The sequence below is a fragment of the Brevibacillus borstelensis genome, from assembly GCF_037834415.1.
GTDB lineage: Bacteria > Bacillota > Bacilli > Brevibacillales > Brevibacillaceae > Brevibacillus > Brevibacillus borstelensis_A.
Genome location: NZ_JAUMSJ010000024.1, coordinates 13,517 through 38,292 on the forward strand (window position 1 = coordinate 13,517; position 24,776 = coordinate 38,292).

34 protein-coding genes and 3 pseudogenes are annotated in these 24,776 nt (G+C 46.6%); 28 read left to right on the plus strand and 9 right to left on the minus strand.

The window, feature by feature from the left end; all coding sequences use genetic code 11:
* Positions 1–2: 2 nt before the first annotated feature.
* The 7 genes from Q3F21_RS17845 to Q3F21_RS17875 are packed head-to-tail and all read left to right on the plus strand — an operon-like array spanning position 3 to position 6,013.
* The gene (locus Q3F21_RS17845) at positions 3–866 is read left to right on the plus strand and encodes a hypothetical protein (RefSeq protein WP_340255968.1); all 864 of its coding nucleotides are present in this window, start codon (positions 3–5) and stop codon (positions 864–866) included.
* Positions 863–1,654 carry an SAF domain-containing protein gene (locus Q3F21_RS17850; protein ID WP_340255971.1) on the plus strand — a complete coding sequence of 264 codons (792 nt, stop codon included), beginning with the start codon at positions 863–865 and terminating at the stop codon, positions 1,652–1,654. The genes Q3F21_RS17845 and Q3F21_RS17850 overlap by 4 nt, the downstream gene beginning before the upstream one ends.
* Positions 1,651–2,769: a hypothetical protein gene (locus Q3F21_RS17855; protein WP_340255974.1), complete on the plus strand. Its 1,119-nt coding sequence runs from the start codon at positions 1,651–1,653 to the stop codon at positions 2,767–2,769. The genes Q3F21_RS17850 and Q3F21_RS17855 overlap by 4 nt, the downstream gene beginning before the upstream one ends.
* Entirely contained in the window at positions 2,769–4,118 is a 1,350-nt protein-coding gene (locus Q3F21_RS17860) for an ATPase, T2SS/T4P/T4SS family (RefSeq protein ID WP_340255977.1), read from the plus strand. Before Q3F21_RS17855 ends, Q3F21_RS17860 begins: the two co-directional genes overlap by 1 nt.
* Positions 4,115–5,014 (plus strand): hypothetical protein, encoded by a 900-nt coding sequence (locus Q3F21_RS17865; protein ID WP_340255980.1) that lies wholly within the window; start codon positions 4,115–4,117, stop codon positions 5,012–5,014. Before Q3F21_RS17860 ends, Q3F21_RS17865 begins: the two co-directional genes overlap by 4 nt.
* The gene (locus tag Q3F21_RS17870) at positions 5,014–5,853 is read left to right on the plus strand and encodes a hypothetical protein (protein ID WP_340255983.1); all 840 of its coding nucleotides are present in this window, start codon (positions 5,014–5,016) and stop codon (positions 5,851–5,853) included. Before Q3F21_RS17865 ends, Q3F21_RS17870 begins: the two co-directional genes overlap by 1 nt.
* A gap of 13 nt (positions 5,854–5,866) precedes the next feature.
* Positions 5,867–6,013 carry a hypothetical protein gene (locus Q3F21_RS17875; protein WP_340255986.1) on the plus strand — a complete coding sequence of 49 codons (147 nt, stop codon included), beginning with the start codon at positions 5,867–5,869 and terminating at the stop codon, positions 6,011–6,013.
* Between the two features lie 194 nt (positions 6,014–6,207).
* On the opposite strand, the gene Q3F21_RS17880 is transcribed toward Q3F21_RS17875, so the two are convergent.
* From Q3F21_RS17880 to Q3F21_RS17905, 6 genes are all read right to left on the minus strand, one after another.
* A complete protein-coding gene (locus Q3F21_RS17880; protein WP_340255989.1) occupies positions 6,208–7,395 on the minus strand; it encodes a tyrosine-type recombinase/integrase in 1,188 nt (395 codons plus the stop codon).
* Positions 7,396–7,415: 20 nt separating this feature from the next.
* Positions 7,416–7,769, minus strand: a complete 354-nt coding sequence (locus Q3F21_RS17885) for a hypothetical protein (protein ID WP_340255992.1) — start codon at positions 7,767–7,769, stop codon at positions 7,416–7,418.
* A complete protein-coding gene (locus Q3F21_RS17890; RefSeq protein WP_340255995.1) occupies positions 7,766–8,389 on the minus strand; it encodes an ImmA/IrrE family metallo-endopeptidase in 624 nt (207 codons plus the stop codon). Before Q3F21_RS17890 ends, Q3F21_RS17885 begins: the two co-directional genes overlap by 4 nt.
* 47 nt (positions 8,390–8,436) lie before the next feature.
* Positions 8,437–9,273 (minus strand): DUF3037 domain-containing protein, encoded by an 837-nt coding sequence (locus Q3F21_RS17895; RefSeq protein ID WP_340255998.1) that lies wholly within the window; start codon positions 9,271–9,273, stop codon positions 8,437–8,439.
* Positions 9,243–10,130 carry a HipA family kinase gene (locus Q3F21_RS17900; RefSeq protein ID WP_340256001.1) on the minus strand — a complete coding sequence of 296 codons (888 nt, stop codon included), beginning with the start codon at positions 10,128–10,130 and terminating at the stop codon, positions 9,243–9,245. Before Q3F21_RS17900 ends, Q3F21_RS17895 begins: the two co-directional genes overlap by 31 nt.
* A gap of 100 nt (positions 10,131–10,230) precedes the next feature.
* Positions 10,231–10,599, minus strand: coding sequence for a helix-turn-helix domain-containing protein (locus Q3F21_RS17905; RefSeq protein ID WP_340256004.1), 369 nt, complete (start codon positions 10,597–10,599; stop codon positions 10,231–10,233).
* 166 nt (positions 10,600–10,765) lie between these two features.
* On the opposite strand from Q3F21_RS17905, the gene Q3F21_RS17910 reads away from it, so the two are divergent.
* From Q3F21_RS17910 to Q3F21_RS17980, 17 genes and pseudogenes are all read left to right on the plus strand, one after another.
* Positions 10,766–11,002, plus strand: a complete 237-nt coding sequence (locus Q3F21_RS17910; RefSeq protein ID WP_340256007.1) for a helix-turn-helix transcriptional regulator — start codon at positions 10,766–10,768, stop codon at positions 11,000–11,002.
* 92 nt (positions 11,003–11,094) lie between these two features.
* Positions 11,095–11,271, plus strand: coding sequence for a helix-turn-helix domain-containing protein (locus Q3F21_RS27480; protein WP_425341276.1), 177 nt, complete (start codon positions 11,095–11,097; stop codon positions 11,269–11,271).
* Between the two features lie 196 nt (positions 11,272–11,467).
* Positions 11,468–11,605: a hypothetical protein gene (locus Q3F21_RS17915; protein WP_340256010.1), complete on the plus strand. Its 138-nt coding sequence runs from the start codon at positions 11,468–11,470 to the stop codon at positions 11,603–11,605.
* Between the two features lie 404 nt (positions 11,606–12,009).
* Positions 12,010–12,225: pseudogene (locus Q3F21_RS27485) on the plus strand (helix-turn-helix domain-containing protein); the annotation flags it as partial.
* An 18-nt stretch (positions 12,226–12,243) separates the two neighbouring features.
* A complete protein-coding gene (locus Q3F21_RS17920; protein ID WP_340256013.1) occupies positions 12,244–12,639 on the plus strand; it encodes a hypothetical protein in 396 nt (131 codons plus the stop codon).
* Positions 12,636–12,857 carry a hypothetical protein gene (locus Q3F21_RS17925; RefSeq protein ID WP_340256016.1) on the plus strand — a complete coding sequence of 74 codons (222 nt, stop codon included), beginning with the start codon at positions 12,636–12,638 and terminating at the stop codon, positions 12,855–12,857. The genes Q3F21_RS17920 and Q3F21_RS17925 overlap by 4 nt, the downstream gene beginning before the upstream one ends.
* Positions 12,854–13,024: a hypothetical protein gene (locus Q3F21_RS17930; protein ID WP_340256018.1), complete on the plus strand. Its 171-nt coding sequence runs from the start codon at positions 12,854–12,856 to the stop codon at positions 13,022–13,024. The genes Q3F21_RS17925 and Q3F21_RS17930 overlap by 4 nt, the downstream gene beginning before the upstream one ends.
* A gap of 65 nt (positions 13,025–13,089) precedes the next feature.
* On the plus strand, positions 13,090–13,326 hold the full coding sequence (locus tag Q3F21_RS17935) for a hypothetical protein (RefSeq protein WP_340256020.1): 237 nt from the start codon (positions 13,090–13,092) through the stop codon (positions 13,324–13,326).
* 192 nt (positions 13,327–13,518) lie between these two features.
* Positions 13,519–13,725 (plus strand): hypothetical protein, encoded by a 207-nt coding sequence (locus Q3F21_RS17940; protein ID WP_340256022.1) that lies wholly within the window; start codon positions 13,519–13,521, stop codon positions 13,723–13,725.
* A gap of 81 nt (positions 13,726–13,806) precedes the next feature.
* Positions 13,807–15,792: an AAA family ATPase gene (locus Q3F21_RS17945; RefSeq protein WP_340256024.1), complete on the plus strand. Its 1,986-nt coding sequence runs from the start codon at positions 13,807–13,809 to the stop codon at positions 15,790–15,792.
* Positions 15,793–16,803, plus strand: a complete 1,011-nt coding sequence (locus Q3F21_RS17950; RefSeq protein ID WP_340256027.1) for a recombinational DNA repair protein (RecE pathway) — start codon at positions 15,793–15,795, stop codon at positions 16,801–16,803. It abuts the gene before it with no gap.
* Positions 16,803–17,510, plus strand: a complete 708-nt coding sequence (locus Q3F21_RS17955) for an MBL fold metallo-hydrolase (RefSeq protein ID WP_340256030.1) — start codon at positions 16,803–16,805, stop codon at positions 17,508–17,510. Before Q3F21_RS17950 ends, Q3F21_RS17955 begins: the two co-directional genes overlap by 1 nt.
* A gap of 2 nt (positions 17,511–17,512) precedes the next feature.
* Positions 17,513–17,704, plus strand: coding sequence for a hypothetical protein (locus Q3F21_RS17960; protein ID WP_340256033.1), 192 nt, complete (start codon positions 17,513–17,515; stop codon positions 17,702–17,704).
* Positions 17,688–18,227, plus strand: a complete 540-nt coding sequence (locus Q3F21_RS17965; protein ID WP_340256036.1) for an HNH endonuclease — start codon at positions 17,688–17,690, stop codon at positions 18,225–18,227. Before Q3F21_RS17960 ends, Q3F21_RS17965 begins: the two co-directional genes overlap by 17 nt.
* Positions 18,224–19,225, plus strand: a complete 1,002-nt coding sequence (locus Q3F21_RS17970) for a DnaD domain protein (RefSeq protein WP_340256039.1) — start codon at positions 18,224–18,226, stop codon at positions 19,223–19,225. The genes Q3F21_RS17965 and Q3F21_RS17970 overlap by 4 nt, the downstream gene beginning before the upstream one ends.
* Positions 19,226–19,236: 11 nt before the next feature.
* Positions 19,237–20,040, plus strand: coding sequence for a phage antirepressor KilAC domain-containing protein (locus Q3F21_RS17975; protein ID WP_024983229.1), 804 nt, complete (start codon positions 19,237–19,239; stop codon positions 20,038–20,040).
* Between the two features lie 14 nt (positions 20,041–20,054).
* Positions 20,055–20,584, plus strand: a pseudogene (locus tag Q3F21_RS17980) (Holliday junction resolvase RecU).
* A 171-nt stretch (positions 20,585–20,755) separates the two neighbouring features.
* Here Q3F21_RS17980 and Q3F21_RS17985 read toward each other — a convergent pair.
* The gene (locus Q3F21_RS17985; RefSeq protein WP_340256043.1) at positions 20,756–20,974 is read right to left on the minus strand and encodes a hypothetical protein; all 219 of its coding nucleotides are present in this window, start codon (positions 20,972–20,974) and stop codon (positions 20,756–20,758) included.
* A gap of 61 nt (positions 20,975–21,035) precedes the next feature.
* Between Q3F21_RS17985 and Q3F21_RS17990 the strand changes: the two are divergent.
* Positions 21,036–21,579, plus strand: a pseudogene (locus Q3F21_RS17990) (site-specific integrase).
* 58 nt (positions 21,580–21,637) lie between these two features.
* On the opposite strand, the gene Q3F21_RS17995 reads toward Q3F21_RS17990, so the two are convergent.
* On the minus strand, positions 21,638–22,630 hold the full coding sequence (locus Q3F21_RS17995; RefSeq protein WP_340256046.1) for a DUF3427 domain-containing protein: 993 nt from the start codon (positions 22,628–22,630) through the stop codon (positions 21,638–21,640).
* 105 nt (positions 22,631–22,735) lie between these two features.
* Between Q3F21_RS17995 and Q3F21_RS18000 the strand changes: the two genes are divergently transcribed.
* Both Q3F21_RS18000 and Q3F21_RS18005 read left to right on the plus strand, forming a co-directional pair.
* The gene (locus tag Q3F21_RS18000) at positions 22,736–23,551 is read left to right on the plus strand and encodes a hypothetical protein (protein WP_340256049.1); all 816 of its coding nucleotides are present in this window, start codon (positions 22,736–22,738) and stop codon (positions 23,549–23,551) included.
* A gap of 39 nt (positions 23,552–23,590) precedes the next feature.
* Positions 23,591–23,800, plus strand: coding sequence for a hypothetical protein (locus Q3F21_RS18005; RefSeq protein ID WP_340256052.1), 210 nt, complete (start codon positions 23,591–23,593; stop codon positions 23,798–23,800).
* Between the two features lie 21 nt (positions 23,801–23,821).
* Here Q3F21_RS18005 and Q3F21_RS18010 read toward each other — a convergent pair whose 3' ends face one another.
* Complete coding sequence (locus tag Q3F21_RS18010; protein ID WP_340256055.1) at positions 23,822–24,061, minus strand: hypothetical protein; 240 nt, start codon at positions 24,059–24,061, stop codon at positions 23,822–23,824.
* 91 nt (positions 24,062–24,152) lie between these two features.
* Between Q3F21_RS18010 and Q3F21_RS18015 the strand changes: the two genes are divergently transcribed.
* The gene (locus tag Q3F21_RS18015) at positions 24,153–24,431 is read left to right on the plus strand and encodes a hypothetical protein (RefSeq protein ID WP_340256058.1); all 279 of its coding nucleotides are present in this window, start codon (positions 24,153–24,155) and stop codon (positions 24,429–24,431) included.
* The last annotated feature ends 345 nt before the right edge of the window (positions 24,432–24,776 follow it).

The window sequence follows — 24,776 nt, forward strand, 5'->3', positions numbered from 1 at the left end:
TGATGTTTCAGCACGTAAGCCGTTTTGTCAGCCAGTTTCGCGAACTGGAGAAAAAGGATCTGGTCCGGACCAACGAAGAAGAGCGACGCCTCGAAGAGCTGAAGGAGAAACTGACAAGCTTGCAAGCCGAAGAGCCCCGCAGACAGAATCGCAGATGCATTGCTGTTTTGAGTCTGTACCCTCAAGCAGGCGCCAGTTTTTTGGCGGGCAATGTCGCCTACGCTATGGCCGGAAGCGGAACGAATGTCACTCTTTGCGAACTGCCCGGCACAAACTCCTATTTGTATTTTGCTCTCGACTTTGAACGGAGGGCGGATCAACCCGCTCAAACTCAGTTGTCCTCCACACTCTACATGCAAAATGATTGTCTTCGCATCCATGTCGATACCCCGCTGAAAAACAAAAATTCCAGTCATGAAGCTGCCGATTTGTTGTTTCGTCTGAGCAAGGAAAGTTCTACCGTCCTCATCGATATATCCTCGTCTTGGAAAGATCGACAGATGGATCGCTTGCTGGAGATGATCGATGAGATATGGGTCGTGTTTGACTCTGATATAGCACGTCTCACCAGGATGATTTTGACGGAAAAACCGCCGAGCTGGTGGTTTGGCAATTACAGCAAGATCAGGATGATTGCAAATAAATGGAATGAAAAATGGAATCGCTCCGCCATTATGAAAAAGGTGTCGGGAACCCTGTCGCTTTGGAACGAGGGACATGCTGCTTTTGTCAGTGCGGTAATCCCGCTTTTTGACGGTGATAAAACCTTTGCAGCCCACTCGAAGGCTATGTTGCTGTTAGAGCAGTATCCAGACGAGGAGACCTGTTTTTCCTCACTTTTACATGAAAAAGGAAGAGGGCTATGAAAAAACAGACGTTGTTCATCATTAGCATCATTTCGTTTATACTGGCGGGTTCCTGCTTTTATGCGGCTACCCGATATATCGATGCGCTTGCTTTGAAGCGACTGTTTGCTCCGGTGGTCAAGGTGGCCCCAGACAAGGTCATTGCCCCGTACGAACCGATTGCCAGAGCCGATCTCGTGCTGGTCCAGGAAGGAATTGACAATATACTCCCCGATGCGATCAGAGACCTGGAGAGTGTGATTGGAAAACGGAGCACGCAAACCATCTTTTCAGGTGAACAGCTTTTACAAAGCAAGCTGACGGATACTCAGCTGCTTCCGGAAAAAGGAATGGCTCGCTATGAATTTCCGCTCACTTTTTTTAACCCCGTAACAGAATTGAGAAAAGGGGACTATGTGAAGGTTTGGGTGACGTACAAACCGCCTTCCGAGCTGGAACATTTGCCCGAACCAAGCCATTTTAGGAAAAGCAATGGCACGGCAGATTTATTGTTTACGACCCAGCTGGCAACAGTGAGAGACAGCAATGGTTCGGAAATTTATACGATCAGGCCAAATCCCCTCCCGTCCCCTGACCATATGGATGCGGTCTTTAACGCTTCCCGGGAGAAGCCGCTGCTAAATGGAGAAAAACGTTACACCGATTACCGCTCGCAGCCCACTGCGCTGGCATCTTCTATCGGTTTGAATCTTACGGATCAACAATTCACCGCGATTAGCGAGGCATTTTTATACGGAATCGTCCAGATCGGTCAGTTATCAAATCAGGAGGTGGGGAAAACGCCATGAAGACAATCGTCTGCTATCCGGTAAAATCTCTTGTTCACACGTATATGCCCGCTGGGTGCCAGGTGCTGGTGTCGGAGTCGTCTGCAGACTTTTATCGCTTGGCAAAGCTCTACCAGCCAGATGCAGCGGTGCTGTTTGCCGAAATGTTTGAGACACCGGTCTGGGATTGGCTTCCCAAAGCCAGAGATACGCTGCAGCCCGAAACACCCATCGTTGTCGTACCGCTTTATCACAATGAATGGTTGATGAAAGAAGTAGTACAGAAGGCTGATCTGAGCGGTATTTACATACTTTCGGCCAATCTGTCCCAAGAAGAAATACGAACAGGGATCGGAAAGATCTTCGGCCTGGATGATGAAGCCAAAACGCCTGGTTCATCTGAAGATAAAGGCATGATATACGCATTAATGAGTCACGGAGGTGCCGGCGTTACGACTTTTTGCATCAACTACCCGATTTTGCTAGCGAAGCAAAACCCGGATAAAGAAATTCTCGTCCTCGATATGAATGTCCACAAACAAGACTTGACCCGATTTTTCAAGCTCCAGAAATACCAACTAAGCTTGTTTAGACCGGATTTGTCGGATGTGGGTACGGCACGCTCCAGAAAATGGCGAACAATTTGCAAGCAAAGCAACCATTTGCCCAACCTGTTTTGTGCAAACGCCACGAGCAATTGGAGAAGTGTGGAGATTTCCAATTTGATGGCTTCGCTGCGGGAGCAATTTGATTTTATCTACATTGACTGGGGCTACAGCTTTCCGGAAACGGAAGCAATGCAGAGACTCATGTACACGGCCGATCGAAAGTTGCTGTTTGTCAGATCGGACCCGTTTAGCATCGAGGGAGCAAAAGAGTGGATAAAAAGCTGGGAGAAGCGCGGGGTTGAGTGTCAAGTCATGTTAAGCCATAACGATAAAGGTCAGACTCACCGTATCGGTGAAGGAATATCCGTTTATGGAGTGGTTCCCCGTATCTCCGATGATCGTTTACGTCAGTCGCACCGTACCCATAGCGTGTTGGTGGAAGAATTTCTCCCGCCCAAACCATATGTCATGAGCCTGCAAGCCATTATGGAAACAGAAAAAACGGGTAGAGGAGCGGTCGTGTACTGATGAACAAGGCAGTCAGACAGTGGAATCCAACGCAGATAAGGACCATCGAAGACATTAAACAGGCGGCTCGCGATTACTTGAATCACTTTGGTTCCACACGTGAAGAAAAAGTAAAAATGCAGCAAATTTTAACGTTAGCGGAAAAAGGCGATCGAGACAGCCACAGTCATATCATTCTGCGCCTGCAGCATTACTTTGAGGAAGTGCTGCAACGTCCGGTCAGAGAAGAGATTCTCCCCCATGTCAACGCGTATGAAGGGCTTGCATTTTCGACATATGGGTGGGGTGTGATCGACGCGACACTGCATCTTTCTCCGTGGGTGGAAGAAGTGAGGGTTTCCGCAGGCCGCAAAGTGGCTTATATAGAGCAGGGGGTGAAGAAGTCTTTAAACTATACGCCGACATGGCAGGAAGTAGAGACGCTCCAGCAAAAGCTGACAAATACGGCCGGCCTTTCCTTCCACGAAAAGAAGCCGCGCCTCAGCGGTTATCTGGACTCCTTAAAGGCACGTCTGACTATGTTTACCTTCCCGTATTCCAGGGTTCCCGTCATTATTGTGCGACGGTTCGCGACCCCTGCCTTCTCGCTGGACGACCTCCGCAAGCAGGAAATGCCGGCGTTTGATGAAAAGGTACAACGGTTAATCGAGCAGCAGGTATACGGCCGGGCAAATGTGTTGGTTATCGGCCCGATGGCAGCCGGAAAGACGACCTTACTGATATGCATGCTCAAATTAAAGGACCCGCGAACCGAGTACATTACGATCTTTGAGAGCGAGCATGAAATGAGATTTGGAGATGTATGGAGCGGGGAAGTCATTGAACTGCAAAACGTAGAAGAAATCGGTATCGAACTGGAAAACTCCTTCAAGGATATGTACCGCTCTACCGCCAATACCATCCTGATCGGAGAAATCCGGGAGCCAATAGAGGCGTATCACTTTATCAATGCGGGAGTGCGTGGAACAGACGCTACAATAGCGGCGATGCATGAACGGTTTCCGCATAAAGCGCTAAACGATTTGACTGATCTGGTGTATCAGTACGGCGGTCGAAGTGTCGAACTTACGCAGGAGAGGATCAGCCGTGCCGTCAATTTTGTCAATTCGCTCACTTACCGAAACAACGGACACCGCTTTATCGATGCGATTCATGTGACGGAATGGAATGATGTGATGAACCGAGTCGAATCCGTACCGCTTGTCTATCGCAACAGGAGCAGCGGAGCATATGAATGGACAGGAAAGCAGCTTGATGGGCATCTGGTCGAATACATGTGCTATGCAGGAAAAGCCGACCTGGACATTCTCAAAGAGCTACGCCTAACCGATATGGGCAGGTTGATATGAAGCTATTATTGTTTATCCCGATGTTTGTTTGTCTTCTAGTCGGCTTTTATGTGCTGGGCTTGTACCTGGATCAGAAATGGTCTGTGCCTCACGTGTTTTTTTCCAAAACGGTTGTGGCCTGGCGGGATAAAATGCTGGAGCGGAAGGCCAATCGATTTGTTTACAGCCACTACGAAAGGTGGTGCCTGGTGGCAGGAGGAGTACCCGAAGTATTCCTGATCCTTTCCGTGATCGGTTCTGCTGCGGGTTTTATCTCTGGCATCCTCCTTGGAAATATCGTCGTATCGCTATCGTTGTTCGTTCTGCTGCTATTGCTGCCAACTCTTTTGCTGTATGCCCGTTATACCGTACTGATCAACCGCAAAATACTGTCATTCTGCCGCTTTGTCGATCTGTTCTCCCGTTATTACAGCAGCCGAAAAAATATCATCCTCTCTTTTCGGGATATGGTGGAGGAATGCCCGAAAGATTTGTTGCCGGACCTGCTGCTGCTGACCAATAAGCTGTCCGATGGGGGAGATCCTATGCTCGCGTTGAATCAGTTTGCCGAGCGGTTGGACCACCCGTGGGCTTCCGATTTCGCAACTTATGTGGCAAGCGGCCTTGAGGGAGAAACAGAAGATATTCAAACGGCGTTGAATCGGCTTACGAATGAAATGTTTGTGCAACAGGACGAAAAGGAAGAGCGCAATAGTGAAATTCACGCAATCTGGATTAGTTTGATTGTGGTGATCATCATTTGTATTTGCTTGATACCTTACAATCAAAGCCTGCTGAAGGATTCATACAGGCTGTATTTCTTTACGAATGATGGACAAGCGATCTTATCGCTGGCCGTTACCGTCTGGTCCATTTCTATCCTGCTGGCATTCATCTGGGGAAGGAGGTATCGCTGATGCCGCAAGTTTACATGTATGCTGCATTAACCTTGGGAGCGATTTTTGTATTTATCGGCTGCCTGTTTGCAGCCAGGTACCTGATCGGCCTTCAACGACGCAAACTGTTTGTTTCCGTTCCCTGGAAAGATATGTGGACCAAGACGGTAAACGCAACCGAGGATCCGGCATGGGAGAGGCTTCTGGAACGTGCCGGCAGGCCCTTTGGATGGGGGAAACCCGAGTGGGTGTTCTCCCAGTTGGTCAGCGGGACAGCGGTCTGTCTGCTGGTCCTGTTCGGTGCGATGTTTAGCCGCTCGCAGTCATTTCCATTAGTGACGCTGCTGATCGCCTCCACACTCAGCTTTATGCTCCCCTATATCGGATTGAAAGTGTGGGCCGGGTACCGGGAGGAGGTGTTGAGTACCGATATCGCCCGTTTTATCAACAGATACGTCAATTTGTTGGAGAATCAAGTCCCTGTTTACAGTGCCATGCTCAAGGCAGCCCGGCCGACCCGACTGTTGAAAGAATACGTTCCCAGTTTATCCGAATGGAATAAGGACCCTGATGAAGCTTTAGAAACGTTCAAAAGAAAGCTGGGGGTCGAAGACGCGGTGATTCTGGTCTCCAGCATGAGAACCGTTGAAAACCTGAGCGAAAGTCAGGTAGCCCTGACTATGCAGCGACTGGAGTGGGCTGTAGATCACCGCCGCATGTTCAGGCATCGAAAGAAAATCAAATCACTGGGGATTGGCTACAGTGTCATTGTCTATCCAGCGTTTTATATGGGGTTGTTGGTGGCCATGTTTCCCTGGTACAAGCTGCTTACCGAAATTTTGGACAAATACCTGACTTGAGGAAGGGATAGGTATGAGCAAGTTGTTTTCCATCTTGATGTGCATTGTTTTCACACTGGGAATCATCGTTGTGAGCATGTCGTCGATAAACGACTCAATCGTCAGCAATGGCGGTTTGCGCGATCGGGCAGTTACGTGGATCGATCAGGCTATACCGTAGTCAGATGCAAAAGGTAAAACATCTTTGTTCAGTACGAATGTAAATTTTAAAATTCTTGAAACAATAAAAAGGAGAGTGTCTACTATGTCCAAAATGTTTTTTATTTAATTTTGGTTATCCAAAAACGTTGAAATGTCAGTGTTTTTAAGTGGTTAAAGGAGTGGATTGCAAACAAATTGCAAACCTTTCATTAACTAAAGCGCGTTTTTCGAAGTGAAAATAGCCGCTTCCAGGGAGTCGACGGCTTCTTTTTGCATGGTCAAGGATACGTGACTGTATCTGTCCAGAGTGATCCCGATATTCGCGTGACCGAGTAACTCGGAAACAACTTTTGGATGGACACCCTGCTCCAGCAACAGAGTGGCCACCGTATGTCGAAGGTCATGGATGCGAACCCGAGGAAGGCCTGCTTTATCCAGGAGTGCGTCAAACTTTCGCCGAACCGGTGTCGCTGAGTATGGAAGCCCATCTTCTGGACGGCAGCAGACCAGACCATCAGGGTTATACATTGGCCCGATCAACAGCTTCTTCTGTGCCTGCTCGGCTTTGTGGCGGCGGAGTGGGGCCACCAGACTTTCCGAAAGGGAGATAATCCGATCACTGCTTTTCGTTTTTGGCTGCGTTAACCGATACTCTCCTCTTGTCCTTACGATTTGCTGGCGGACGTGAATCGTTCGTTTTTCAAGGTCAACATCATTCCAGGCAAGCCCAAAAATTTCTGCGTAGCGCATGCCGGTTGTGACAGCGAACAGGATCGGGATATACAACTCATGTTCTTTGGCTGCCTCAACAAGCTGCTGAACCTGTTCCTTTGTCAAAACGAGCGTCTCTTTTTTCTCCACACGTGGCAGTTCCACCAACTGCGCTACATTACGTGGTACGATCTGCCAACGGACAGCGTTCTCTAGGGCTTTATGCATCATGCCGTGAATGTGCCGGACAGTCATCGGGGATATACCTCCAGCCCGGTACTTGGCGCCGTTCTTCAGAAGATCGGCATACATCTTTTGCAGGTGCATGGTTTTAAGGTCTTTCAGCTTTATCCGACCGATCAACTGGATCACATAGCGTTGCGTTCGTTGACGATAGACGTTGTAGGTCGTATGCCTGCACGACACCTTCGCGTAGTTTTCGAGCCAGTAGTCCATGTATTCTGCGACCGTCATATCAGACGTTTCCACAAGTAGACCAGTTTGAATCTCCCTCAATTTTTCGACTTGGGCCTGTTGAGCTTCTTTTTTCGTTTTAAAGCCAGAGAACCATTTTTGTTTTCTTTTACCCGTTAGCTCATCTCGTCCAAGCTCCACCACGAAACAGTACCTATTGCCACGCTTGTATATGCCAGGTGTTGAGGTTTTCTGCAAAGACGATTTTTTTTCCATACTTAGCCCTCCCCCAAATATTATGCAATGAACACGTTCATCTGCAGAAGTTCTTCCAGGTCTGCAACTTGGATGATTAGTTGTTCAATATCCCGGTAATCTACACCACCCTCAATAGCACGAATTTTAAGCGGAGCTAAGCGAATTCCAAATTTCCCGGCCTTATCAGAATGAAGTGTCATGTCATCGAGGGTGACTGAGATCCCCAAAGAACTGGGGTTAAAATCTTCGCTTTCTAATCGTTGAAACGGTGCGTTAATCGGTACATAAATTGTGTTTTTGTCCCAGTCGATTTCTGATTGGCGGAAAGTTATGACATACTTAAATGGTGCTAGTTGACCTTCAAAATATTCATAGTAAACGGCTATTTTCATCGAATAACAACTCCTTGACCTTTTTGCATTTTTCTTTGAATAGCCAATCGAAACATAGCTTTTGCTTCGGGACACCAGTTAGCTGGATCAGCTTTTCTTCGCTGGCTTTGAAGAAGTTGAACAAATTCCTGGTGAGTTCGAGCCTCGTAAATGCGTCGTTCGATTTGCTCCAGTCGGCGACTAGCAAGACGGGTAGTAACCCCAAACAGTTGAGATAACAATCCAACCGCCTCGCTCTTATATTGAGGTAGTTTGATCTCCTTGATCATGAAGAAAGGCATAGAAGCGTACAGTTGGAATTGGTTGGCTTGGGTTTCTTGAAGTTCGCGAAAAATGCTCGGAAGCATCAATTGATTACCAACGTGGCGTAATGGGTGACATAATTCGTGAAAGAATGCTACCCGAATCTCCGAAATAGTTTTATTTGAGTTGAGAAATATTGCAGCTATGTCATCGTCCCAGATTGCCTCTTCTTTTGCATCTGGAAGATAAAGCACTTGAATACCAAACGAATGTGCAACGATGTCAATGTCGAGGTCATCAGGAGAAAAAATGCCAAAGGATTGATAACGGGTTTCTATCCAGTCTTCAAGTGGAGTGGGTTGGTAAAAGTTTAACATGGCAAACCTCCGAACGTACGTTCTGTTTTAACTTGAGAAAAAAGGACCTACAAGGCCCGAGTGATATTTTCATTCTTCAATCTAAAAAGAAGCATTTCAAATTCGTTTGTATTGTAATTAACAACAACGGTATTATTTATTCCTTCGAGTTGTTTTACTAGTTCGGAAAAACCTACTCTTTGAGGATGTTTAGGTGGTTTCAGGATTGCGATGAACTGTGATGCGTTGATTTCACCATCTTGAAATGCTCGTTGAATAGCGTCTCTCCAGAAGACACCTTCTTTATAGTTCTCACGTGGAGATTCTTGTAAGGAAATCGGTTGTAACAGATCTAAACCGTTTCCTTGTCTTAAACCAAATTCGACATGTAATTCAAATGGCATATTTTTTATTAGTATGTCGCGTTCAAGATATTTGTCTATTCCAGCCGAAACGAATCGTTCTTCGACTTGTTTAATTAGTGATTTTTGCTTTGTCTTTTGTTCGTCCGGATTTAAAACAAGGTTTGAATATAGATTTTCCAACTGCAAATCGATTTCGGTACAGAAGATGATCTGTGGCTTTGTAACAAAAAACGGTCTTACCAGCTGCTCGTGAAGTTTTTCTAAATAGTTTTCATCATCCAATCTCATTTCTAATAGTGGATCGAATAGTTGTGTTTTTAGATCTCGGATGTGCTTGTTAAACATTCTTCGAAATGCTCGGAACTCAGCATACTGAACTTCCGAAAGAAAATGCTTTACACGAGGATCGTAGTCCAAAAATTTTATTTTTAGCTCGTTTAACGCTGGTGAATGAATTATAACGCCTATATTAACGACCTCTTGCTTAATACTGCTTGGCATGTATTTTACTACGACGAACTTACATGTAAGACCGGCCACATTAATTCACCTCCATTCCATTCGGGAAACCAGAAAATCTTCACTAGATAGTCTATACACATTCTAACAGCATATCTCCTGTCATACAAAAAGCTTATGACGGCATTTTTTTCATATTCAGGAATTTTCCACTCCTGTGGTACATCTTTCATGATCTGTTCAAGTTTTTCGCGAGATATTGATTCGATACGTGTAATGTATGGTCCAAAGGGGTTTTTTGAGCAGTCTGTTAGGTCTACATGGGCTTTTAATGCTTCGTAAATCGGCCCAAAAGGATACCTATGCCTTTGCCAATCTAAATGCGCACCACGAAATTCTGTTAATTTCTTATACCTCTCCATCGTTGCAGCTGGTTCAAAAAAAGCAAAACCATGATCATGTATGTACAGTTGCTTATTTCCGTTTTTGTCCGGAACAACAAGTATGTTGCCTTTGTTGGATCCGCGATCGTTATTATGTACCCATATGTCAAAAGCGAAAATACCCGGGATAACATGTCTATTCAGACAAGAACCGTACAATCTTTTAAATGGCTCTCTGAACAATCCGTTATCAGTTAAATTTTTATCTACATCCGCTAATGGGGTACCGACCTTTATACCAGAAGACATTCCCTCAATATTTGAATAAGCATCTGTCAGTTCCGGAGGGACATAAACCAGTTCCTGATCAAGAACTGGGAGGTCAAGAAGTTCAGCAATTCTATGTCCCACAAACTCATGGAAGAGAGACCTATTCAGTTCAGGGGGGTGGTTAAATTTTACAACCCTAGTAATACCATCGTCACAAAGCATTATCTTCGGCTTGGAAATGCCGTTTTCCATGTCACCGAAATAAGCAACTGCTGTTACCACCATTCTACACCCCCACTCCCAAATCTTCTATTGTACTTTTGAGAATATAAGATTCCAATAAAAAAACACCATGGCACAGCATTCCTGATGTTGTGTCATGGTGTCATTTCTCGCTGCGTTTCTTCAGCTTCCTAAAAATCTCCAACTGCGCGTCGAGCTGCGCCTGAAGGAACTCCCTCTCTTCCTCAGTTGTATCTCCCGGCAACTCCAGGAAAGCACGGTTTACTGGCTTGTCCTTATTATCGGAATGGGATGTGGGCTCTTTATGATAACCAGCATTGTGCATTAGGTCATCAAATTCCCAATTTAAACCATCTGCTAGCTTCTTAATAGTCTCAGGCTTAGGAATACCACGTTGACCAGATTCAATTTGTGAAATATGAGCAAAAGATACTCCAGACCTTCGCGCCAACTCCCGTACAGAGAGGGCGCGACTTTCACGAAGTTGCTTTATATACTTGCCAAAATCCATAAAGTGGCTCCTCTCAGATTTGATAGTTAGCGTTTGTGAACACTTCTATTGTAACATGTGAACACTTGAAAACAATTGTTTTCAAAAAGAAACAAAAAGTGATTGCAAAAAGAAACGAAGCGTGTTATTCTGTTCACAGAAGGAAACGAACGAAAGGGTGGTGACAATGAAGATAAAGGTTAAGGTTCGTGAATTCGCTCAAGCAAGAATAAAAAAAGGATATTCGCAACGTGGTCTTGCGCGAGCAATCAACAGAGCAGTGTCTTACATTTGCCAATTGGAAAGCGGAAATCGAAATCCTAGTCCTCAAGTTGCAAAGGACATATGCGAAGCTTTAGATGTAGAGTTTGAAGATATTTTTTTTATCGAAAACGTTCACAAATGTGAACAAAAAACAGCCTGAAAGGGTGATCAGCATAACTGAAAGGAGTGAACACCTTGTCAAAGCCTCAACCAGCAGCAACTGACCTCAACTCGTTCCCGCCTCTACTCAAAATGGACGAGGTCGCCCGAATATTGCGGGTTGAACGCAAGTACGCATATGAATTAGCTCGGCGAACAGGGTTCCCAGTGATTAACATTGGATCGGACAAGCGTCCGATGCTACGGGTTCCGAAGGTTAGCTTGGTTAACTGGATTGAACAGGAATATGGCGTAAAGGTCACAGCCTAGCAATCAAGGTTATTACTCACACAACTGCATAGAGCGCCGAAGAGCGGGAGCGAGCGACGATCTGATAAGGGAGCCGCGCCGGAATACATCAAACCGAGCTGTCTGAACAAGGTCAAAGGTCAGGCAAGGAAACGGTTGGGTCACCGCCAAGACTCGACGCTGCATGCAGTTGTGTGAAGCAAAGGAGGTGTGAAGCTTGGACGTATCTGAGATCAAAGGCATTTGCCTCACAAAATGCCCTAAAGAAGCAAATGACAAGCTGGCACAAGGCTGGGAGATGCTCCATATTTCGAATAACTTTGGTCAACTCAGTTTTTATCTAGTTCGCAAGTAGTGTTTTTCTCCCCGTAGAAAGTGAGGTGAAAATGATGTCTGAAAACCGTATTGTGCCGTTTCCTGAGCTAGACCGAGCGGTCGAAGAGTATATAAACAGCATTACTGCAAAAAGCATCGAAGCTGTCACGCTAGCCAATGAAGTGACTGCTCTCTCGGACGATCTGTTCATAAAAAGTGTATTGCTTACTGATGAAGTAGAACTGGTTCATTTCCACCAAATATGTCTGGCGAGCAGATTACATTACACACCCGTTGAGATAAATAGAATCGGTGCTAGATCTATCAGGATTTACACAGAGTACCTAGATAAAAAGAACGCCCCATCGTGAAAACGAGGGGGAGTCTGAAAGATGAGCACACCCTTATAGTACTTTGAAAATCACATAAAGGAGAGGCGAACACATGGGGAACAGTAACGTGTCAGTAAGTATTTACTCGCGGTCGCGGATCGGTGATATCTGCGAATACGCATTCCGCCACCAAAGAACAGGGGAACAAATGACGCACGAGTCACTTGGCAAGAAAATCGGCCGGTCTGCCCGTTGGGTTTCAGATGTAATTAACGGCCGGGCTACACCGATGCGTGAGGACGCAGAGGCATTTGTCCAAGTGTGTGGGAATCACCGTGCAACTCGTATGCTAAAACACTTGTATGGTGACGCTCCGCCTCCGACTGACCCACGGTTGATGGTAAGTTTGACGGTTGGCCTATACAACTTGATCAAGCAGTGCGAGGACGTGATCGAGGCTGCGAAGGAAACGATTGAGTGGGAACGTAGTAGGCGCCCATGGCAGCCTCTCACTGAGGACGACGAACGCATCTTGACCCATCTTGGGAAGCAGATCGAAGACCTTTTCCAATCTGGTGACGATGTACATATCCTGATGGACGAGAGGTACGGAATCGACCCGGTTATTCACCAAAAGAACTGGTTGATTGAAGCCAGAGCACAAGAGATCGTCGTGAGTGATCCACGCGAACTGATGCGACGGGAGCGACAAGAAGCTTTATTTGCGGGGACACTCTTATGACAGAGGTTAAGGAAATGTTGGATGGACTGGACGAAGAGCAGCTAATCCATATCATCGACGCCCTTATGGATACTGCAAAGCGGAGTGAACAGTGCGGGATGTTGGTAGACGCTCAAAAGAAAAAGATAATCGCTGAAAAGGTTCTGGAGATCAAGCGTCAACGAGAGGAAGTCTGGATGCAGCGGATTTTAGGTAGAGGGAGGGAAGTAACGGCATGAATGAACAGACCTTACGGATGAAGCTTCACTTTTACCAGCGGATGATGATGGTGGCAAAAACGGCTGGCGATCTGGTTGCACATGAGGTATACAAGAAAATTACCCGCCAAATTTCTGAAGAAATTAAACAAAAAGAAACGACGGCCTGCTCTCAACAGACCGCCTGATCAAACCAGAACGAATATTCGGTATACATGTAGCTTATCACAGTGTTCCAAGGAGGACAAGCCCTATGAAAAAAACCCTGACGATGGAGATTGCTGAGATAGAACGTGAATTAACAAACCTGAACCAGGCATACCAAGAAGCTGACAATGATTGGCGGGCAGCTGATGTGGAATATCTCAAAGCCAAGCGACTTGCTGATGAATTGTATGCTCACAAACGGGACTTGAAGCATGAGATTGACTGCCGTATGAAACGACTGAAAACACTCCAAGCGGAAATTCAACAGCCAGCTATTGCATGAGTCGAAACCAGGGCACTCCCCTGGTCTGCCGGGAATGACCGTCCGGCACTGAGGACCGCGATTGCGGATCGGGTTTCCGATGACAGGTCATACATAGCGAGGTCAATGCGTGGCGCGTCCAGGGAGACGCAACGGCTGCCGTAGTAGGTTGGGACGGCGGCGGCCTCGTGACTAAACGGAAGGAGGGAAACTATGGGGCCATATTGCAAGTTTTGTGGGCAGCGCTGCTTTGTCTATCTACCGATGGAAACGCCAAAAGAAGCCTTGGAAGCTTACGGCACATCAACAATCATTACCACTTGTAAGGAAGGGCAGGCATTTGAAAAGAGCCGTACCGGTTGGTGCTTGGATGATATCCAGGCGGCAATAAAAGTAAAAGACCCAGCGCTGGCACGCTGAGTCTCGGTCGATAAAGCTGCGATCATATATGTACCTCCATCGTAGCTTATCGACCCTCATAAATCAATAGGAGGGATTAACATGGGAAAACAAATCAGGTTGGTAACTCTTACCCTGCGGAATTTTAAAGGGGTTCGAGATTTTACCTTGGACATTCAAGGAAACGTAGATGTGTTCGGCGACAACGCAGTTGGTAAGACTACACTGTTCGATGCCTTTACGTGGTTGCTGTTCGACAAAGACAGCCAGAACAAAAAGGACTTCCAAATCAAGACGCTGGATGCACACGGAAACGTCCTCCACGGTGTGGAACATGAGGTTGAGGGTGTCCTGCTGGTCGATGGGAAACGGATCACGTTACGCAAGGTTTACGCTGAAAAGTGGACGAAAAAACGCGGTTCAGCGACCGCCGAGTTCACTGGACACACAACGGATTATTTTGTGGATGGTGTGCCGGTGAAGATGAATGAGTACAAAGAGCGTGTCGACCAGATCGTCAGTGAAGATGTTTTTAAGCTCCTGACAAGCCCGACATACTTCAATGAGCAATTGAAGTGGCAAGAGCGCCGCAAGATACTGTTGCAGGTATGTGGTGACATATCTGACGATGACGTGATTGCCAGCAGCCGGGAATTGGCGAAACTCCCGAGCATCTTGAACGGCCGCAACATAGAAGACCATCGTAAAGTGATAGCCGCCCGCCGGGCTGAGATCAACAAAGAGTTGGATAAGATCCCGGTCCGTATCGATGAGGTACAGCGTTCGATGCCCGATACAAGTGCTTTGAATGAAAAATCATTGCAACAGGACATTACTACTCTCACAGAACAGATCGACAGCAGGAAGGCCGAGTTATTCCGCATCCGGTCTGGTGGCGAGATTGTGGTAAAGGAAAAGCGGCTACGTGAAATCGAGGGCGAACTGCTGGAGATAAAAAACCAACTGCAGGCTGGAACACTAGAGAAAGTGGGAACCAAGCGGCAGGAAGTATCTGCTCTCAAAGGCGACTATGACGAGTTGGTGAGACAGGTGAGGGACAAATCTCGCACCATCGAGCGAAACAAGCAGTGGATCGTAGAGCGACAAGCGGAAGCCGATCGCCTTCGCCAACAGTGGTACGAAGTAAATGGTGAAACGTTTGAACATCATCATGATACGGACTGCCCAACATGCGGCCAAGCCCTGCCGGAGGAACAAATTCAAGCTGCTCATCAGAAGGCCCAAGCTGATTTCAACCGACGAAAGGCTGAGCGTTTGGAGCAGATCACAGCAAGAGGCAAAACTGCAGCGGATGAAGCCAAACGGTTGGAGCAGGAGAACGCCGCCTTGGCTAGTGAGATTGAGGTTTTGGAACAACAAGTGACTGTGAAAGAAAAGGTAATCCAAAAAGCCGAATTCGAGCTGAACGAACTGCAAACTGGCATCAATAGTGTTGACTCCGACCCGGGTTATCTCCAGAAGAAACAAGAAGCAACAGTTATACATCAGGAGATTGAGCAGCTCCGTTCATCTGTGCAGGAAGCAGCGGCAAAGGTCCAGGACGAAATCGTCGATTTGAAAGCCCAGGTCGAAGCACTGGAGCAAGAGAAAGCCAAGTTTGCCCAGGTTCGGGCCGCCAGGGAGCGGATCGCGGAACTGTCAGAGCGGGAAAAGGAACTGGCTGCCGAGTTTGAGCGATTGGAGCAGGAACTCTTCCTGACCGAGGAGTTTATTCGCACAAAGGTCAACTTGCTGGAAGAAAAGATCAACAGCAAATTCCGGTACGCGCGATTCAAATTGTTTGAACAGCAAATCAACGGCGGGCTTGCAGAAGTGTGCGAGACCACGTTCAATGGGGTGCCATATAGCAGCGGTCTGAACAATGCAGCACGGATCAACGTCGGCCTGGACATCATCAACACACTCTCCGAACACTACGGCATCACAGTGCCAATCTTCATCGACAATGCTGAGGCTGTCACACGAATGATGGAAACGATCGGCCAGCAAATTCGCCTGATCGTAAGCGAAAAGGACAAGCAGTTGCGTGTCGAAACGCCTCAATCTGACATTAAGGAGGCAGTATAGATGACTGACCAAACAAACGCAATGACACAAAGGGAATTGACTCAGTCCGAACGCTTCATGAAAAAGGTTGTTTCCGAGTTTAGTGCAAGCGTCGGAACTATTGCCTTAACCGATTTCCAAAAACGTCTCGCTCAAAACTACTTCATCGCTTTGGACGCTGTTTTGAAAACGACAGAAGAAAAACGCTTGAAGAAAGCGGAAAAATATCGCGATCCACTTCCAGTAACCTGGGCCAATGTGAACATGGAGAAATTAGCTCGCGACGTTGTGGCCATGGCAAGAGTCGGGTTTGATCCGGCTCAGCCGAATCATATAAATTTGATTCCCTTCAAGAACAACAATACAAACAAGTACGACATCGCCTTCATCGAAGGGTATCGCGGCATCGAACTCAAGGCGACAAAATATGGCCTTGATGTGCCTGATAACGTAATTGTCGAGTTGGTCTACTCTACGGACAAGTTTCGGTCAATCAAAAAAGATTGGAAAAACGAGTGCGAAGGGTATGAGTTTGAGGTTACTAATCCATTTGATCGTGGAGAGATAATCGGAGGCTTTTACTATCACCAGTACACTCAAAAGCCAGAGAAGAACAAGCTGGTTACGATGAGCATTAAGGATATCTTGAAGCGCAAGCCAGATCATGCCAGTCCTGAGTTTTGGGGAGGACAAAAAGACAAGTGGGAAAACGGTCAGAAGGTAGGAAAAGAGCAAGTTGAGGGCTGGTATGAAAAGATGTGCTGGAAGACCGTATATCGTGCAGCATATAGCGATATCACGATCGACAGTCAAAAGATTGATGATGACTATTTGCGCTTGAAGCAGTTGGAAGCTGAGTATGCAGAAGCGGAAGTTGCTTTAGAAGTCCGAGAGAACGCGAACAGAGAGGTGATCGACATCGAATCGGAAGTAACTATTGTCGATCAGGGGAAAGCTTCGAGCAGGATGCAAGAAGACCAACAGTCTGATCTCTTTGCTGATCAACATGTCGAGCAAGGACCTGGGTTCTGATGATCGAGATCAAACCACTTGGCTCCAGCAGTGCCGGCAACGCCTATCACATAACCGATGGATGTACCGCCTTGCTGCTGGAGGCGGGCATCCGGTATAAGGACATTCAGCGGGCGCTAGACTTTCAGGTGTCATCGATCGCTGGCTGCCTCATTAGCCATGAACACGGAGATCATGGGAAGGCTACTACAGACGTCATGAAAGCCGGCATAAACGTATACACCTCCCAGGGCACACTCGAGGCCTTGGGGCTATCCGGCCACCGTACCAAGCCCATCAGAGCAAAGCAGCAGTTCCGGATAGGTACATGGTCGATTCTACCATTTGATGTGCAGCACGACGTGGCAGAACCACTGGGCTTCTTGCTGGCTAACCAGACGGGAGAGAAATTGATGTTTGCCACAGACACCTATTATATCCGCTACCGATTCCAGGGGCTGACACACATCATGGTCGAGTGCAACTACAGTCTGCAGCTACTCAACGAGAACATAGCAGCCGGCCGTGTTCCTTCAGTGATGAAAAAACGACTGCTACGCTCTCACTTCAGTTTGGAGAACGTGAAAGACTTTCTGCTCGCGAATGATCTTTCCCAGGTGCAGGAGATATGGCTACTGCATCTGAGCGATAACAACAGCGATGAAGCATTCTTCAAGCGAGAGATACAGGAGCTTACGGGGAAACCTGTTTTTGTAGCGGAGAGATAGCCATGGATACACAAAAACAATGGCTTCCACTCCCGGATTTGTACCGCACTCTGGCTGATCCAGAAACCCTAAAAAGATTTGCTGCAGCTTACGTGAGGCGTTACTACCCGGAGTGGGAGCCGATCAAGATTAACAACTACCGAGTTCTAGCTGAAAGGCGGGGGAGGGAAAAGAAAGATGATGCCGTGGTTTAGGTTGTATCCAGAGATATTAAAAGACCCCAAGATTCGCAGATTCACAACTGTCCAGAAGTGGCTCTGGATTACGGCGATGTGTGAGGCTTCACAGTCGTCCGAGCGCGGCAAATTATTTATCGCCGATGGCATCGAGTATACCGACGAAGACCTGGCACAAGCCGCCGGATTGCCTTCTGGTGAGTGGGAGCAAGCAAAGGGATTTATCGACATGTGTGTCACGCTCAAAATGATGGAACGTCACGCGGACGGTGGCGTGACACTCCTGAATTGGATAGAACGACAACGGAGCCATCCAGAGTACAGATTGCCTTTGAGTGAATGGAGGGCAATTAGGGAGCAGGTGTTTGCTAGAGACGATTATACCTGCACCTACTGCGGTGAGAGAGGTCGTAAGCTTGAATGTGATCATATCATTCCTGCCTCTCGTGGGGGATCACATGAACTGTCGAATCTGACAACTGCATGTTTCCGATGCAACCGGTCGAAAAGGGATAAAACACCAGAGGAGTGGTTGCAATGAAATGGTATCGCATGTATTCAGAGGCTCGAAACGATGCAAAATTACGCGCACTAAATGACAGTCAGCACAGAGTGTGGTTTAACCTCCTCTGTATTGCTGGCGAGCAGAGTGATCGAGGAACTATCACTGGTTACGACGATGAGCTACTTGCCGTAGAGGTCTCGAATGGAGATGTGGAGCTGCTTACAGAAACGCTCAACAAGTTACAGAAACTGAGGATGATCCGAAGAGATGAGGATAGGATTTCTTTTATCAACTGGGAAAAGCGTCAATATGACAATCCGTCAGATCGTCCGAAGGCGGTAAATGAGCGCGTAAAAAAGCATCGAGCAAAAACGAAACGTAACGATTGTGATCAACCTAACACAAAAAGTGAAACAACTTGTAACGTCGATGTAACGTCCTGTAACGACAAAGTAACGGAGGGCAACACCCTATATACAGATACAGATTCAGATACAGATACAGAAGCAGATATAGAATTACTACCACCCTTACCCTCCAAAGGGGAAAGACATGAACCTGTGGTCGTCGTGGTCGGTGGTAGAGACCTTCACGTTTATAAAAGTGCCATCGACCAGTACAAGCACTACTTCGTCTATGAGCCAAATCGAACTATCACGGAACTGCTACATAGCTACCTAGACGATGGAGTCCAAATGGACATGCTGGCTTGGGCTATGCGTCGAGCCGCAGAAAAGGGAAAAGCTTGGGATTATGCAAAGGGAGCTATCGAGAAACTTTTTGCAAAAGGGGTAAGAACGGCGGAGCAAGCAGAGCAGGAAAACCAAGCATTCCATCAACAGCAAGAGCAAAAACAATCGCGAAAGGTCGTGCCTCTCAGAGAGGACAAGCTTCCAGCGTCCGTTCAATGGCAGCTTGAGCAACAAAGCGTACAGCAGCCTATGGGCCCCGAAGAACCTAAAACGATCGAAGATTATCCCGAGTTAAAGGCCATGCTTGAGCAACTTCGCCAAAAACAAAAACAAGCCCGATAGGAGGAGCGATCATGCAAGCACTTCAAAACGTTTTCAGTTTTCAAGAAAGGCCGGTTCGTGTGGTGGTTAAGGGCGGCGAGCCCTGGTTCGTTGCAAAGGATGTTTGCGATATTTTGGAGATCGCCAACAGCAGGGATGCAGTCAGCCGACTTGACGACGATGAAAAAGATGCCGTCGGTTTAACCGACACCATCGGTCGACAACAAACCATGACGGTAATCAGCGAATCTGGTCTGTATGGTCTTGTGATGAACAGCCGTAAACCCGAAGCAAAAGACTTTCAGCGATGGGTCAGGAAAGTGGTCATCCCGTCCATTCGTAAGCACGGTGCCTATATGACGCCAGAAACGATTGAAAAAGCGTTGACAGATCCGGACTTTATTATCGGGCTGGCTACAAGGCTTAAAGAAGAGCAACAGGCTCGTATAACAGCAGAAACCAAAGCGCTTGTCCTGGAACAGCGCGTGGCAGAATACGAGCCGAAAGTCACCTACCTGGACCAGATCCTGCAGTCGAAAGATACGGTCACCATCACGCAGATCGCCAAGGACTACGGGATGAGCGGACAAAAGCTGAACCAGATCCTGAACGAGGAAGGTGTGCAGTACAAACAAAATGGTCAGTGGCTGCTCTACCGGAAGCATCACGATAAGGGCTACACCAAGTCATACACAGTTGACGTGGTTCACTCCAACGGGGAGCAGACAGTTAAGATGAACACGCGTTGGACCCAGAAAGGCCGGCTGTTTATTCATGATCTGCTTACCAAGCGCGGCATTTTCGCAATGATCGATAGAAAAGATATTGGGGCCTAGTAGGAGGGGTAAGCATGAGAATTCGGACAAGCCAAGCGAACCGAGGACAAGCCTTTGAACAACTCCTGAACTTCACGAATCTTCAGTACGAACGGGCCGGAATCGCACTCATTCACAAGCGCCCTACACCAATGAAGCCCCTTCGCAAACAGGGATTCCACTTCATTGCAGCCTTTGAGAAAAAATCGACAGTGGATTATGACGGGGTGTACCGAGGCAAAGCGATTTACTTCGAGGCTAAATCTACCCGAGAAGAGACTCGTTTCCCCCTGGATAATATCAGCATCATCAAATCACGCACTTGGAAAAGGCCGAACAACAGGGGGCTATTTGCTTCTTCCTAATTGAGTTCGCGAAATCACAAGAAGTATTCTTTGTCCCCTTGTCAACGATCCGGCACTACATGCTTCATGCCCAAACTGGAGGACGCAAAAGTATTCCAAAAGACGATTTCGAGTACTACGCATATGCCGTACAAAAAACAAAAAGGGCCGCGCTGGATTACCTACTATGGGTAGACAAGCTAATAGGCGAGGCGGCGTAAGAGAGGGAGCGTGTGGAAGATGAGCAATCCACAAAAACCAAAGCGTTCAGCACCTGTAATTGTCCCAAGGAAAATAGCCGAATGGGCAAGGAACGAAAGCGGGATCGGTCGCCTAAACAATTACAAAGTGGGCGGCGGCCGGCCGTCTTGGAATGGACGGAGGTAGTTCGTTCACTTTGGATACCGTTTTCCGTGGCCACCAAACAACTCACGGACAGCGTTGTAATCGCGAACGTGAAGATCAGGGAAGACAAGAGCTACTTCACCAGGGGCCAACTGCAAGCGATCGGAAGGCTGCTCTATAGAGAAAGGCAGCTCCATTGCAATTAATGTTTCTTTCAAAAAAGTTACGTCTCCCCAAGGTACCGGAAAGAAAAAAGACTTTTCCATGTGATCACACTCCTGCAGGAAGCTTAGCACAGGCTGATGAGACAAGAAAAGAGGGATCAGTATGAACTTTGTTGAGCCAATCAGAGATAAAGCAAAACTTGAAGAGCTGAAAGCACTATTGAAAAAGCAATCAGCAAGGAACGGATTTTTGCTGATGTTCGGCATCAACACAGGGCTACGGATTTCGGATATTCTGCCTTTGAAGGTCGAGGATGTGCGTAACAAGTCACACCTGTTGATTACAGAAAAGAAGACTGGAAAGCGAAAACGATTCAAATTAAACCAGCAGTTACAGGAAGCAATCAGGAGCTACACACAGGGAATGGACGATGACGAGTTCCTGTTCGCGTCGTCGAAGAGGCCTCAGCCGATAACGAGGGTTCGGGCCTACCAAATTCTGAGCGGAACTGCCCGTAAGATCGGGCTGAAGCGAAGTTGGCACACACACTCTGCGGAAGACGTTTGGGTACCATTTCTACCAGAGGACACGGGACATTGCGACACTGCAGATGATATTCAATCACAGCCACCCGGCGATCACGCTGCGCTACATCGGAATCACACAGGATCTGATCGATGAGGCCGTGGATGGATTCAGCTTATAGTTTCACAATCTCAATTATGTTAAAGAAGGGAACAAGATAACCCTCATTCCCTGGTATTTTATCTGTAAACCTTGTACTGATAGGGTTCGAGATGGAAGCTATCCTCAACATTGCCTTTAATAATGTAGTAGTTGCCAGTGCAAGTAATTGGATCAAAATTATACACCCGGTACAAGTAATAATTCTCTGAATATAAACCTGAGAAAGTGAGTTCGTTTTTGCTCATGTAGAAAGGGGTCGATTGGCCATATGTCGTTGTTTTGACTTCGATATATTTTACATCACCATTAGGTGTATATGAAAGAATATCATAGCCTTTTCCATCACCGAAAACTTGTGAGGTATGTTGTACTTGAGCAGCTAAATCAAGCCGACCAGCATTTTGAAGATTAGAAATTTCTAATTGGAGGATAAAAACTTCACCTTTAAGGCCCAGCTCATTGTTGACAGCATGGAGTTCTTCAAAGTCTTTATGAACTCCGTGAAATCTGCCGGTTGAAGCTCCAGTCCTTCGCTGACCAGGTAATGGTATAAAAGTTGTTTGATTTATTTGATGTTCTATAAGCTGAATACCTAGGAGATTTTTAGCTTGCTCACTGGTAAGGTCCCAGTCTAGGATTTGCCATTTGAAATGGACTGGTAGTTCCTTTTCATTATCGTGAGTAACGTAGGCTAATTTTCCTAAGTAGGTATATAGTTCGGCCTTTTTTGTTCGGGGATTTATCTTCCTTCCACGGAAAAATAAATGAATATTGTTTTGCTCATGATCATGGTTAATTAAATCCAAAATGACCGGATCATTAAGTTTTTGGCTAGGTTGGGATTGCCAGATTAACACACCGTCTTCAGTAATACCCTCATCGAAAGAGTGGCCAGCTTGTTTTTGTCCTAAAGTGACAAAGAAGACAAAGCTTTTTGGTTCCTTAGGAATGGGGAGAATACCTTGCAATCCCCATGTCCCACTTCTAGGAGTAAAAGGTGACATAGGGTCAAAAATATCATGAACATCAAGACGGGTATATTGTTCATACTTAACTAATTTTTCTGCCATCAGTGTAATCCTCACAGAATTTTACTTTTTTAAAATAATAACTCACCAATGGTCGTTTAACAAACCTAACAAAATGCTCAGTACGTAAAAACAGGAGGGGAAACCATGCAAGTTCTAAGCTTGGGGGCAGGGGTACAGAGCACGACAATGCTACTGATGGCCGCTCATGGGGAATTTGATACTAAACCTGATTTCGCGGTTTTTGCGGATACAGGATGGGAGCCGGCAGGGGTGATGTACCACTTTATGTGGCTTAAAAACCAAGTAGAGAAAATGGGTATACCCGTTCATATCGCAACCAGGGGAAATATTCGAAAAGACCTTCTGGAGGCTTCGAAAAATCAAACTCGTTCGGTTAATATGCCATTCTTCGTAAGGACCAGTGACGGGAAGCCAGGAATCGTACCGAGGGGATGCACAGAAGAGTACAAGATTAAGGCAGTTAACCAGACGATACGCGAACTTCTCGGATACAAAAAGGGCGAACGCATGAAACACCAGATAACCAAGTGGATGGGGATTAGCACAGACGAGTTTCAACGAGTCAAGCCGGGCCGACACAAATGGGAGACCATGTACTATCCGTTGATCGAGAAGGACATGAGCCGTGGAGATTGCTTACTTTGGTTGCAAAGGAACGGATATCCAAGGCCACCCAAATCAAGCTGTGTCGGATGCCCGTTCCACAACGACAAGATGTGGCTGGACATGAAAGAGAACGATCCGAAATCTTTCCAAGATGCAGTCCAGTTTGAGCGAGAGATACAAAAGAACGGATTGCGAAAGTTGAACAGTTTGCCTTACTTGCATCGTTCATTAATTCCATTGGACCAGATTGATTTCAAAGCCAGGCTAGAAGGCAAACAAATGGATCTGATCAATGATTTCATTAACGAATGCGAGGGCATGTGCGGCGTTTAACACGATGTGTAGGGAGATAAACAAGAGAGGGTGAATGAAATGGAAACTTGGAAAGTTCCTTATCATGCAAATGGTTATTTTCTGATGATAGGTGGCAAGTACATCAAGGGTGTAGTTGGGCTATTTGGTTCTGGAGGAATCGTTTATTCCGAAGAAAAACCAAAAGAAAACTTTTCTAGTAAAGAGGAAGCGCAGGCTTTCATTGACGCCTTCTTAGGCGGGAGAGAAGATGTAGAGATTGTGCAGTAAACATAATAGTTACTGTGACAACTAGTAAATGGTTTCCACAGTTACAAGGGACCAAATGTCCTGAAGTACCTTTCCATCGATGTTTCCGTATTGCAGTAAATCTTGGTGAGAAGAAAAAACCTGAATGTCATCCTTGTAATATTCAGCTAATGACCATCCTACAGGAGTATTGGTTATAGAAAATTTTCTACCTGAATAATTAAATTCAATTTCACGTCCAATGGATAAGTCTTGTTTAAGATTCTCGAATGAATAGTCCATATTTTGCACCCCATTGTTAGTTTCTTACAGTTTACCAACTCAACGGGGTGTTCTCAAAGTGATTTATCAAAACGGTAAGGGAGGAAAGGCCATGAAGATCGGAGACAAAGTAAAATGGACCAGCCAGGCACAGGGGAGCTGGAAAGAAAAGCGTGGCATTTTGATTGCATTCTTGGGACCGGATGATGACGCCACCAATTTCCTACCGACGGGACTGCCGAAAAGCCGGTTCAAGGGACAACGAACCAGCCTTAACCGGCGTACGCTGGTCGAGGTTCCGCGTGGCGGGAAAAGTACCTTGAGCGACTACTACGCTCCACGCTTGGCGGACTTGAAACCGAATGAGGAGGGACAGCAGCATGCGAACTGAAGCACTAAATGGTCTGAAAAAAGGCGATATAGTCGAGCACGCAAATTGCCATCGGAGCCAGTGGAAGCACTTGAATCATGGAATTGTCGATGATATCTCGTTATCGGGAAAGTCGGTGTACGTTCGATGGTATGGGGAAGATGGGGAGTCATTTCACTGGGCGAAATACGATCATCGTCTAATTGTTAAGCGTGGATTGAAAGGCTGATTTAACAAATCGGTAATTATATCAGACCCTGCCCAATGACTGTTCTTAAGTGAAGTACTGTAGGATTTTATAAGTAATATAGAAAGATGCCGTAGCGATGAGTATGTAACCTAACCATTTGAAAAGATCACCAACTC